The organism is Enterobacter sp. ECC_219_Taxon_10, assembly GCF_058354905.1.
This window is the reverse complement of record NZ_CM178005.1, coordinates 1022800-1035186: the sequence shown is the minus strand read 5'-3', so window position 1 is coordinate 1035186 and position 12387 is coordinate 1022800. Positions and strand designations below refer to the sequence as shown.

Here is a 12387-nt window from a genome sequence, read left to right as displayed (position 1 = left end):
AATAAAAAAGAATCGTTAATGACGATTCGTTTTTAGAAAAAAAGCGGGAAAGAATAGTTGGTTTTGTGCGGTTGGTTTTTTCCCTCTCCCCGTGGGAGAGGGTCAGGGTGAGGTCATCAGCGCTGTGCGTTCAGTTCCGCAATATCCTTCGGCGTGGTGCGACAGCATCCGCCGATTAACTTCGCTCCCGCCGCCAGCCACTGCGGCAGATACCCCACCAGCGTCTCGCACGCTTCGCCGTGGTGATGCCAGGTTTTGGTTACCGCGTCATAATGCTCGCCCGAGTTCGGGTAGACCACCAGCGGCAGCGACGTCAGGCTTTGCAGATGCTTCAGCGCCGCCGTGGTATTTTCCAGGGCGATGCAGTTAATGCCCAGCGCGACAATCTGCGGGTAGTTTGCCAGCACGTTGACTACGTCACGCAGCGGCGTACCGTCGCTCAGGTGCTCGCTGTCGCGCAGGGTAAATGAGAACCACGCCCGGGCGCGGGGATACTCGGTCAGCAGTGCCGCCAGCGCCTTAATCTCCTCAAAGGACGGTAGGGTTTCGCAGGCCAGCAGGTCAGCGCCCGCATCCAGCAGCGCTTCCACGCGCGGGCGGTGGAATTCTGTGAATTCTTCGGCGCTACGCACGTAGTCGCCGCGATACTCTGAGCCATCCGCCAGATACGCGCCGTAAGGCCCAACGGATCCCGCCACCAGCAGCGTGCCCGCATGCGGATTTTCAGCCAGATACGCTTCGCGCGCCTTGCGCGCCAGCTCCACGCTTTTGCCAATCAGCGCGCGGGACTGCGCCTCGTCCAGACCGCGTGCCGCAAAGCCCACAGGCGTGGCCTGGTAGCTGGCGGTGATCGCCACCTGCGCGCCCGCGCGGTAGTAATCACGATGCACTTCGCGAATAAGATCCGGGTTTTCCACCAGCACTTTGGCAGACCAGAGGCTGTCTGCAAGGTTACAGCCGCGCGCTTCCAGCTCCGTTGCCATTGCGCCATCCAGCACCACAAACGGCTGTTTTTCAAGGATGGCGGTAAGCGGATTATTCTGCGACATGTTCAGGCTCCTGCGATGTTATATTTCGGGTCAGATAGTAGGCACCATAACACAGGGCGACGAACGGAAGCCCGCAATAAAGGGCAATCCGCTGGCTGGGGTCAAACCACAGGCCGACGCAGGCCACCACGCAGAGGATAAAACCGAGCACCGGCACCAGCGGATACCACGGCGCGCGGTACTGCAGCGCAGAGAGCGGCTGGCCGGACTGCAAATGACGACGGCGGAAAACGAAGTGCGACGCGCAGATGCTGATCCACACTGCCACCACCGCAAAGCCAGAAATGGCCGAGAGCGCGACAAACACCGTATCCGGGGCCACCACGCTTGAGAACAGCGCCAGCACGCCGCCGAGCATGGAAACCGAGAGCGCCGTCAGCGGCACGCCGTTTTTGTTCACGCGGGCAAAGCAGCGCGGGAGCGTTTTCTCATTCGAGAGCGACCAGAGCATGCGGCCAGACGCGTACAGCCCGGAGTTCGCCGCCGAGAGGATCGCCGTCAGGATCACGAAGTTAAAGATATCAGCCGCATAAGGAATACCGACCTTCTCAAACACCAGCACGAACGGGCTCTTTTCCACGCCCGCCTGCTGCATCGGGATCAGCGCCGCCAGCACAAACACGGTGCCGATAAAGAAGATGATCAGCCGCGCGATGGTGGTGCGGATTGCAACCGGAATGACCTTATGCGGATTTTCCGTTTCACCCGCCGCGATGCCGATAAGCTCGGTCCCGGAGAAGGCAAAGTTCACCGCCACCATGGTCATCAGGATCGGCAGGCCGCCGTGCGGGAACCAGCCCTCGGCAGTGAGGTTGCTTAAACCCGGCGCGGGTGAACCGTCCTGCATCGGGATGAAACCAAAGACCGCCGCCCCGCCGAGGATGATAAAGGCGACGATGGTGATGACCTTCACCAGCGAGAACCAGAATTCCCCTTCGGCAAAGAAGCGTGTGGAGATGACGTTAAGGCCAAAAATCACCACGCAGAAGACCACGCACCACGCCCAGACGGGCACCTGTGGGAACCAGTACTGCATGCAGAACCCGGCGGCGGTAAAGCTCGACCCGAGCGCCACCGTCCAGGTCAGCCAGTAGAGCCACGCCACGGTATAGCCCGTCGCCGGGCCAAGATAGCGGGCGGCATAGACGTGGAACGCGCCGGTTTCCGGCATCGCCACGGAAAGCTCGCCCAGACACTGCATCACCAGCCAGACCACCAGCGCGCCGATCAGGTACGCCAGCAGCGTGCCCGCCGCACCGGTGGTGGAGATGATGTATCCCGTATTAAAAAACAACCCTGTCCCAATCACGCCGCCCAGGGAGAGCATAATCAGGTGGCGTGTTTTCATGGTGCGCTTAAGCTGCCCATTTTCTTGTTGTGTTTGCATATTACCTTCTATACGTATGGACATCTAAACATCCAAAGAAGGTGTTATACCGCGATTATTAACAAAAAGCTAGATGACCAGACGCAAGCGGGCGCGCCGCGCGCTGAGTCTGGGGTGGGTTGTGAGGATCACATAGAGAATCGGACGCCAGGCCATAAGCACCTCCGCAAGCAGATACTTACAGCATGGTGCGGGAGCGTGCGATCTTCGGTCAGTCGAAAGTGCTATCCGTGAAGCGCAAATTCATACCGCGATAGTGCCCTACAGGCCGCCACCCGGCGCAAAGGTTGGTAATTCTCACAATCAGTTCTATAGTCGACACAGTTTATTAGTAACCAGGACTGACTGATGCGCTTTAACGGACTGACCAAAGGTTTCTTTATTTTCATTCTCGCCCTTGTGACCTGGGCCTTCTTCGACGTGCTGTCGCCCTACTTCTCCGCGATACTGTGGGCCGCTATTCTGACCGTCATCTTCAACCCGGTAAAAAACAGGCTGCGCGCCGCGCTGGGGGATCGCAACGGGCTGGCCTCGCTGCTGACGATTGGCATTATCTGCCTGATCGTCTTCATCCCGCTGATGGTGATCCTCTCCTCGCTCGCCATTGAGCTGAACGTGGTTTACACGAAGCTCCAGGAGAACAACACGCAATTCCCGGAAGTGGTAGCGAGCATCTTTAACCACCTGCCGGACTGGGCCAGCGGCTTCCTGGCGGACCACAACCTGACCAACGCGGCGCAGATCCAGAAAAAACTCTCCGACGTCGCGCTGCAGGGCGGGCAGTATCTGGCGGGCAGCGCGTTCCTGATCGGCAAAGGCACGTTTGGCTTTGCCATTAGCTTCGGCATCATGCTTTATCTGCTGTTCTTCCTCCTGAAGGATGGACCGTATCTGGTGCGCCAGATCCTCGACTCCCTGCCGCTGTCCGATTTTGTTAAACAGCACCTGTTCGCCAAGTTTGTCGGCGTCTCCCGGGCGACGGTGAAAGGAACGGCGGTAGTGGCCGTCGTTCAGGGCACGCTCGGCGGGATCGCGTTTGCCATCGCGGGCATCGACGGCAGCGTGCTCTGGGGCGCGCTGATGGCGTTCCTCTCGCTGGTCCCCGCCGTCGGCTCGGCGATTGTCTGGGTGCCGGCCGCCATCTACCTGTTCGCCACTCACCAGCTGTGGCAGGGGCTGTTTATTGTTGGCTTCTTCGTGATTATCGTCGGGCTGGTAGACAATATCCTGCGCCCGTTGCTGGTGGGGAAAGACACCAAAATGCCGGACTACCTGATTTTGATCACTACCCTCGGCGGTATGGAGCTGTACGGCATTAACGGCTTTGTGATCGGGCCGCTCATCGCCGCGCTGTTTATCGCCTGCTGGAACCTCTTCTCCGGACGCGATCACGAAGGCAACGCCGAAGAGCTGGACGCGGATTTCATCGAAGAGGGAAAAAACTCTCCTGATTTGTAAGAACAGGCGTTCTGAAAGGCGGCGCTGTGCCGCCTTTTTTTTCGCTCTGAATCAGAGGTTTTCTATAATCTGAAAGAACGTTCTTCCATTTTTGCCGTAGAGGAAACCAACAGGTGCGAATCGCCACGATCACAAACTGGGCTTATGGGGTCACGGTGTGCCTGACCATTGCTTCCGGCATCGTCATGGTGATGGCTTCCCATGCCGACAACATAGAACGTGAGGCCGTAAAACAACGGCAAACCTTTGATCAGCTTACGGAAGAGATTGAAATAGACGCCTGGATGCTCTCTGATCTGGCGCGACTTTATGCCATCAAAAAAGAGCCTGACGTGCTGGAGAAATATCAGGCGAAAGAAGCGGAACTGAAGAATATTGAACATTCGCTGCAACAGCTCAAAAACACGGGAGCATCGGGTGAGGAGCTGGCGCTGCTGTATGACGGACTGAAGATTGTTGACGAACTGCAGGATGAGCAGCAGGCAGCCATTGACGGCATCACCCGGGGCGAAGATCGGCAAGCCGTTGCGTTACTCTTCGGTAAAAGTTATGAACTGGAATTAGAGCGGGCGCAGAGTAACATCGACCGCTTTCGCCTGCTGCTGGACAAGCGCATTATCGCCGACGTGCAGGCTGCCACCAGAACGTCAAAAGCGCTTCGTACCGCTTCAGAGGTGATGGTCGGACTGACCGCCGTGCTCTTCCTGTTTGTGATGGGCTTTATCCTCAAGCGTCGCGTGCTGCGTCCGGTGGTACGCCTGAGCGACGTCGTTCATCGTCTGGCATCACAGGATTACGCCGTCGAACCCCCGAACTTCACCCAGGTTGATGAGATAGGCGATATGGCTCAGGCCATCCGCATCTTCCGCGAAAACGGCCTTGCGCGACAGCGGCTGGAAAAAGAGCGCGACGCCGACTGGGCCATCCGCGAGCTGCTGGCGCGCATGACGCAGCGGCTGCAGGGGTGTGAAAACTTTAACGATGTCATTAACGTGGCTGAGATGTTTGCTCCCAACATCGCGCCGGGTATAGCGGGACGGCTCTACGTTTTCGATCGCGATCCGTGGCAAATGCGCTGCGCCGCCCAATGGCTTTCACCGACCGGTGATGAGACCACGTTCCACCCCGATGCGTGCTGGGCCGTGCGTCGCGGTCAGAGCCACCCGCCGGTTAACGGTGAGCCGGATGTCGCCTGCTATCATCTCCCGGCGTCACAGGCGGAAAGCGCGCTGTGCGTGCCGCTTATCGCCCAGGGAGAGGCTATTGGCCTGCTCTCATTCCAGAACATCACCCCGGAAAATGCCCCTTCCCGCGCGTATCTGGAACTGATGGCCGAGGCGCTCGGGCTGGCGCTGGCAAACCAGCGCCTGCGCGACGCGCTGCTGGAAAAAGCCTTGTTTGACCCGCTTACCGGCCTGCGTAATCGTCATCATCTGGAAGACACCCTGCATATTCAAATGACGCAGGCCATGCGCAACGACGAGCCGTTAAGCTGCATGATGATCGACATCGATCACTTCAAAAGCATCAATGACCGCTTTGGTCACGAGGCCGGCGATGGGGTGATCAAAAACGTGGCGTCGATTGTTCAGCGGGCCTCGCACGACAGCGGGCTGGCGTTCCGCTACGGGGGCGAGGAGTTTCTGGTTCTGCTTCCCAATGCCGGTGAAGCAGAGGCGCACGCCTGCGCCCAGAAGATTTACAACGCCGTGCATGAACTGTCGCTTCGCTACGGGCTGACTGAGATTGGGCCGGTGGACGTGTCGATTGGCATCGCCAGCTATCCAGAGCATGCTCAGAGCGACAACCTGCTGCGCGCCGCGGACGTGGCCCTGTACCGGGCGAAAGAGCTGGGACGCTCGCGAATTGTGAGTTTTGGGATGCTGGAAGCGGGCTAGGCCACCCGCCGGGTGGCAGACGCAAGAATATCGGGTATCAGAAAATAATAAACTTTTCGTGATATTCTTTTTTGATCGGGTTTACCTCATATACTCTTCTCAGAGAGGACAAACGCACGTTATAAAAATACTGACTTTTCAGTCCGTTATTATTTAGCGCGTAGGTGGCCGCCTCATCATAAAAATATCCTCTGGCATATTAACCACGGCGTTAATGTTACCGCGATTATAAAAAAATAATCGCCTCATCTTTACCCCTGTATTAATGCATGCAGCGCAGAAGATTGTGAGCGTGGCAGGCATTATTCTTCACAATGGAAAAACGTCTATGTCTAAAGTGGATTTACGATCCAAAAAAACCTGGGGAGCGCTGGCCTTAATTGCCGCGATCGCGGGGGCGATGGCTTCCGCATTTGCGTGGACGGCGGGCTGGCTTGGTTCACGCACCATCAGCCAGGCATTAGTCCCGGAAACGCCAACGCCGTTTCCTCCTGGATTTCGCCGTGCGCACGGCAAAGGGATGTGCTTTACCGGAAACTTCGTTCCTGAAGGAGCTGCGAGGTCACTGTCTACTGCGCGTCTCTTTTCACAAACGGAAACGCGCGTTGTCGGCCGGTTTTCTATTGGCACTGGCAACCCCTACGCGGCGGATAACTCAACGAAAACCCTGAGCATGGCACTGATGTTCAGCACAGACGACAAACAGCAGTGGCGTATGGCGATGAACAACGAGCCCTACTTTGCCACCCGGGATCCAGAAGGCTTTCTGGCTCTTCGCAAAGCAACCGCGCCAGATGCAGCAACCGGCAAACCGGATCCGCAGCGCCTCGCTGCATTCTTAAAAGCCTATCCGGAAGCAGAGAAATACCTTAAATGGGCGGCACACAAACCCGCACCCGGCAGTTTTGCTGGCGCAACGTTCTACAGCATTAACGCCTTCTACCTTGTTGACGCCCACGGTAATCGCCAGGCGGTTCGCTGGATGATGCGCCCGCACGATCCTTTTATATCGTTGAGCGAGGCGCAGCGTCAGACAGCCGATCGCAACGCCATGTTCGAGGGCGTCAGTCAGAGACTTGCTCAGAAACCACTCTACTGGGATTTCGTTCTTCAGCTCGCGCAGCCGGGTGACCCGGTGGATGACCCTTCCCAGCCGTGGCCGAACGATCGCAAGCAAATTGTGGCCGGAACGCTGGAGGTGACGCAGGTGGAACCCCAGGCAGAGGGTCCCTGCCGCGACGTTAACTTCGACCCATCGACGGTTCCAGCGGGTGTGGAAGTGTCTGCCGATCCTGTCCTGAACGCACGTTCTGCCGCGTATTCACACTCTTTCAGCCGCCGCGAGCGGGAAATTGGCTACGGCAAGGCAACCGAGGCCGTTCAAATGCAGGAGGTTAAATGAACCCGAACCGTGAAGGACAAGAAAAAACGCCCCAGCATTTCAACGCGCTGGCTCGAGGGCTGCACTGGCTCATGGCGGCGATGATCCTGGCAATGCTGTTCATTGGTACGGCAATGATGACGACGCTCCATCATCGGATAGCGCTAATCGACCTGCATCGCCCTCTGGGGATTGCCATACTACTGCTGGCGCTGCTCCGTCTGATGAACCGCCTGCGTAGCCAGCCCCCCCAGCTCCCTGCAGATTTGCCCTTCTGGCAGGTATTTGCGGCAAAGGCGTCGCACTGGCTGCTGTATGCGCTCATGCTGGCAATGCCATTTTTGGGCTGGGCGCAGCTGTCGGCAGCAGGCTTGCCCGTCGTTATGTTTGAGGGTTTTAACCTCCCACCGATTGTGCCAACAAGCCCAACGCTTTTCGCATGGTGCCACGATGCCCATAGCCTTCTGGCGAAACTCCTTTTTGCCGTGGTGCTCTTACATATTTCAGCCGCATTAGTTCATGCCTGGATCTACCGGGACAGCGTTTTTGCCAGCATGGCGAAAAGCGGCAAATCGGCGAGTGAGCCGTCTCAAGAGCGCTAACATTCCCATCGCCCAACCGCGTCCGTTTGTTTAATTCCCCTGTTCGCTACCCGGATGGAAATCGGGTGGCGCATCATTTAGCAACCTGAGCGAGGCATATTGTTTTCGCTCTGGGTACACCTTGAAATACCATGAAAATATTATCGACACTCCCGATATTATGCCGAACATTCCGGGGCTCCCCTGCCAGAATAAACGCGACTGATATATTAAAGAAATGGATAATATCCACAGACGAAGGTCTAAGATTTTTCCTAGAAAAATGGAGGCTGCTCTACGACATTTTACTCTTTCGCCGTCGGTACAAAGTCAGGTCATAATTTCAGGCGTGACAAATAAAGATTACTGTTCGCGCACCCAACAAACTTTTAAAAAAAGACTGTCGCCTGTCGCCCCGTCGTCAGACATGCAGGGGCACGATTTAGCAGGGTAGCATAGCGCATGAGCGGGTAGCATTCCGGCGCCTGCCCGGGCGGATAACGACACCTCTTTCAGGCGTTAAGTACGTTTAAAGCGTTTGTATCACAGATGAATCTGCGGAGAGAAAAACGTGAGTCAATAAAAACGATCGTTTTTTAAACGCCAGAGAGTTTATTCAAGTAAAACCAGCGTATCTAAAAAAAATGACGCGTTTAAGGCTCCTTACTCCCACCATTGCAAAAACACGCTAACCACATGATTTGCAAGAAATTTAAAAGATAACCACTGCAAAGATAAGGGTGGCTCAACAAAATATATAAACTAGTAGGATTACTAAATTATAATTCATATACTTCTGTTCAAAAGTGGAGGCCATAATGCGATTAACCCTAATGCTGGTATGCTGTCTGGTTCAGAGTTTAGCCTGGGCGGGTGAGTTGCCGAAACCCGCGGGAAAACCCATTTTGACGATTTACGGTAATATAGAAAATACGAACGAAGCTGGAAAAGCAGTGTTTGATCTCGCCAGCCTTGAAAAACTGGGTATGGTGAGCTTCGAGACGACCTCTCCCTGGTATACGGGCCGCACGAAGTTTGAGGGTGTTCCAATGAGCAAGCTCATGGATTATGTTGGGGCAAAAGGGACTAACGTAAATGTGATTGCGCTCAATGATTACGCTACCGCTATACCTCTTAGTGATTTTAAAAAATATAATGCCATTCTTGCCTTAAAGATTAATGGCGAATATATGCGCATCCGCGATAAAGGACCCTCATTCATTGTATACCCTTATGACAGTCTTCCTGAGTTGAATAATCAGATTTATTACTCGCGTTCAGCATGGCAGGTTAGCAAAATGAAGATTGAATAGCAGTTCAGGAGAACATAATGAACAGGATACTGGTTGGTATCATTTTTTCTCTTTTTATCACGACGGGATATATTGCCTTTCTTGTTTACGATCGTCAGCAAGAGCTGCAAAAATTAACTCATTACACCGAGTCCTGGTCCGTGGCTCAACTGGTATCCGAGTATTACCGATTTGAATCATGGCTTGGTCTATACGCAACCGATACCGATGACGTTACGATAGACCAGGCCCGCATGCGTCTCGAAATTATGCTCAGCCAGGGCGAATTGTTGAAAGGAGGAGATTTAGGCCGCTATATTGGGAGCGATAAAACGCATCAAGAGCTTGCTGCACGCCTGGAAGAAATACTGGCGTATCTGGACAGTAATCTGGAAAAAATGAGCCATGCAGAGTTAAAAAAGTACCTGGCAAATATGCACCTGCTCGACGCGCCGCTAAGTCAACTGTCTTCAAGTGCGTTAACAAAAGATATTAACACGATTAATGAATCCAACCATAAAATACAGATTCTTTATTATATTTACTCTGCACTTTCGTTACTGCTGGTGATATTAAGCTTTATTCTGGGATTCTTAATGATCTACCAGAATAAAAATATTCTTAAAGCCCATATGCAGGTTAAAACCCTCGCTGACGAACTTCAGCTGTCAAAAGAAACGCTGCAAATCCAGAATTCGAAGCTGGAATACGATGTGTATCATGACTCCCTCACCGGCATGAAAAACCGTCTTTTCTTCTGGGACGACCTCAATAAAATTAACCTTCAGGCAGATAAAAACCATACCCCTGTTACGGTGATGTTATTTGATTTAGACCGATTTAAAGAGGTCAACGATACCTATGGCCATGATGCGGGCGATTTACTGCTGAATCAGGTATCCCGACGGCTTACCTCAATGAGCAACGCGACAGATACGTTTTACCGCCTGGGCGGTGACGAATTTGCACTTCTCTCGAGCGGCCTGACCGAAAGCGCTGCGGTTTCGCGCGCTAAAGAGATCAGCGATCGTATCAGTCAGCCCTACACGATTAATAACCAGCTGATAAAAATTGCCACCTGTGTGGGTATCGTTTTATCTGATAATGAACGGCGCTCGGATTATCTCTATAAATTCGCCGATCTTGCCCTCTACGAAGCCAAAAAAGAGGGCTCACAGCAGATAAAAGTCTTCCGCCAGTGGATGCTGCAGAAGCTGCAGGAAAGCAGAACCCTTGAGCATGATATGGCTCTCGCGATCGATAACCATGAATTCGTTGTTTATTACCAGCCTATTGTCGATTCATTCAGCAATGAAATTTACGGCTATGAAGCGCTTATTCGCTGGATACACCCGGTGAAGGGGATATTGTCACCTGATTACTTTATTTCTGTTGCTGAAAAAACCGGCATGATCAATGAGATCGGCAAAAATGTGCTTGAACTTGCCTGCCGGGAAGCGGTGTCCTGGGCGGTGCCGGCCAGAATCTCGGTGAACGTCTCACCCGTTCAGTTAGGCACAAAATCGTTTACGACGATGGTTCAGTCCATCCTGAAAGAGACAGGCCTGCCGGCCAGCCGACTTGAGTTAGAGGTAACAGAGTCTTCGCTCTTCAGTGACAGCAACATGCCGATCACTATTCTCAAAAAACTCCGAGCACTGGGCGTCAAAATTTCTATCGATGATTTCGGAACGGGATATTCATCGCTCTCGCGACTGAGTGAACTGAATTTTGATAAAATTAAGATAGATAAATCCTTTGTGAACCCGATATCCACGCAGGATGATGCCCTTAATATCGTTAAACTGATTACCAGCATGGCAAAGAGCCTGAATATGCGGGTTATTGCAGAAGGTGTGGAAACCGAAGCGCAGCTTGAACGCCTTCAGGCGCTGGGCTGCGATCTCGTGCAGGGCTATCTTTTCGGAAAGCCGCAGGCTGAAATCGACAGAAAAATAAAAAACGGTACCGTGTGATCCTACCGGGATCACACTTTTCAGCTCTGGGTATTCACATACAATAACCCGGTGTTACCATTCACTCAGTAAATACCTTTCTACTCAACCCGAGGCTTTGATGCTGGAGAATGTCATCATCCGATAATCAGTTTCCCCGACCTTTTCAGGCCGGACTGATTATCACTGCGCCGAAATCGAATGCGGACACCGCTGTGTGTTTGCACGTTTTGCACATGATGATGAAACAGGTTTTCCAGTATGAATTTATCCCGTCAGGAACAGCGTACCTTACACGTTCTCGCCAAAGGTGGCCGTATTGTGCACGTCCGCGATACGTCCGGCCGCGTCACCGCCGTTGAATGCTACAGCCGCGAAGGTCTGCTGCTCAGCGACTGCACGCTCGCCGTCTTCAAAAAACTCAAAACCAAAAAGCTGATCAAATCCGTTAACGGTCAGCCCTACCGCATCAATACCACCGGGCTGAATAACGTCCGTGCCCAGCCTGATAATCGTTAAGGAGAGGATGATGGATATCCCACGTATTTTTACCATTAGCGAAAGCGAACATCGCATTCATAACCCCTTCACACCAGAAAAGTACGCCACGCTGGGGCGCGTGTTACGCATGAAGCCAGGCGCACGCATTCTCGATCTCGGCAGCGGCTCAGGAGAGATGCTGTGCACCTGGGCACGTGATTACGGGATTACTGGTATCGGCATCGACATGAGCCCGCTCTTTACCGCGCAGGCAACGCGGCGCGCAGAGGCGCTCGGCGTCAGCGAACGCGTCCATTTTGTGCATAACGACGCGGCAGGCTACGTGGCTGATGAACAATGCGACGTGGCGGCCTGCGTTGGCGCCACGTGGATTGCGGGCGGCGTTGCCGGGACGATGGACCTGCTGGCACAAAGCCTTAAGCCTGGGGGAACCATGCTCATCGGCGAACCTTACTGGCGACAGGTTCCCGCAACGGAGGAGACGGCTCGGGCTTGCGGCGTCTCGTCCACCGCAGACTTTCTCACCCTGCCCGATCTCGTCGCGTCTTTCGATCAGCAGGGTTATGACCTGGTCGAAATGGTGCTGGCAGACCAGGAGGGCTGGGACAGATACGAAGCCGCGAAATGGATGACAATGCGCCGCTGGCTGGATCAAAACCCCGACGATGATTTTGCACAGGAGGTGCGCGCGGAGCTGACGGTAGCGCCCAAGCGCCACGTGGCTTACACAAGGGAATATGTTGGCTGGGGCGTGTTTGCGTTAATTGCACGATAGGAGGGAACGAGTGGTATAGCCTTTTGGGGCTATACCGCCTTAGGCAGGAAGCGCTCAGCGTTGTGAACGCTGCGCTACGCCTGACATGAAAAACTTCTATCATTGCTTTT

At 54.0% G+C, this 12387-nt stretch carries 10 protein-coding genes; 8 read left to right on the top strand and 2 right to left on the bottom strand.

Annotation, left to right across the window (positions count from 1 at the left end):
* Nucleotides 1–116 precede the first annotated feature (116 nt).
* Both mmuM and mmuP read right to left on the bottom strand, forming a co-directional pair.
* Nucleotides 117–1049, bottom strand: a complete 933-nt coding sequence (gene mmuM, locus AC4ICF_RS04780) for a homocysteine S-methyltransferase (protein ID WP_316380318.1) — start codon at nucleotides 1047–1049, stop codon at nucleotides 117–119.
* A complete protein-coding gene (mmuP, locus tag AC4ICF_RS04775; RefSeq protein ID WP_316380317.1) occupies nucleotides 1036–2436 on the bottom strand; it encodes an S-methylmethionine permease in 1401 nt (466 codons plus the stop codon). Before mmuP ends, mmuM begins: the two co-directional genes overlap by 14 nt.
* A gap of 348 nt (nucleotides 2437–2784) precedes the next feature.
* On the opposite strand from mmuP, the gene AC4ICF_RS04770 reads away from it, so the two are divergent.
* The 8 genes from AC4ICF_RS04770 to AC4ICF_RS04735 all read left to right on the top strand — a co-directional run bounded on the left by AC4ICF_RS04770 (nucleotide 2785) and on the right by AC4ICF_RS04735 (nucleotide 12277).
* Entirely contained in the window at nucleotides 2785–3894 is a 1110-nt protein-coding gene (locus AC4ICF_RS04770; RefSeq protein ID WP_116341693.1) for an AI-2E family transporter, read from the top strand.
* 113 nt (nucleotides 3895–4007) lie between these two features.
* Entirely contained in the window at nucleotides 4008–5792 is a 1785-nt protein-coding gene (locus AC4ICF_RS04765) for a diguanylate cyclase (RefSeq protein ID WP_316380316.1), read from the top strand.
* Nucleotides 5793–6120: 328 nt separating this feature from the next.
* Complete coding sequence (locus tag AC4ICF_RS04760; protein WP_316380315.1) at nucleotides 6121–7194, top strand: catalase family peroxidase; 1074 nt, start codon at nucleotides 6121–6123, stop codon at nucleotides 7192–7194.
* Complete coding sequence (locus tag AC4ICF_RS04755) at nucleotides 7191–7775, top strand: cytochrome b (protein ID WP_316380314.1); 585 nt, start codon at nucleotides 7191–7193, stop codon at nucleotides 7773–7775. Before AC4ICF_RS04760 ends, AC4ICF_RS04755 begins: the two co-directional genes overlap by 4 nt.
* Before the next feature lie 797 nt (nucleotides 7776–8572).
* Nucleotides 8573–9067 carry a putative pterin-binding protein gene (locus AC4ICF_RS04750; RefSeq protein ID WP_116341701.1) on the top strand — a complete coding sequence of 165 codons (495 nt, stop codon included), beginning with the start codon at nucleotides 8573–8575 and terminating at the stop codon, nucleotides 9065–9067.
* Between the two features lie 17 nt (nucleotides 9068–9084).
* Nucleotides 9085–11022 carry a putative bifunctional diguanylate cyclase/phosphodiesterase gene (locus AC4ICF_RS04745; RefSeq protein WP_163330392.1) on the top strand — a complete coding sequence of 646 codons (1938 nt, stop codon included), beginning with the start codon at nucleotides 9085–9087 and terminating at the stop codon, nucleotides 11020–11022.
* A gap of 240 nt (nucleotides 11023–11262) precedes the next feature.
* Entirely contained in the window at nucleotides 11263–11520 is a 258-nt protein-coding gene (locus AC4ICF_RS04740) for a YjhX family toxin (protein ID WP_028012097.1), read from the top strand.
* A 10-nt stretch (nucleotides 11521–11530) separates the two neighbouring features.
* Nucleotides 11531–12277: an SAM-dependent methyltransferase gene (locus AC4ICF_RS04735; RefSeq protein ID WP_116341705.1), complete on the top strand. Its 747-nt coding sequence runs from the start codon at nucleotides 11531–11533 to the stop codon at nucleotides 12275–12277.
* The last annotated feature ends 110 nt before the right edge of the window (nucleotides 12278–12387 follow it).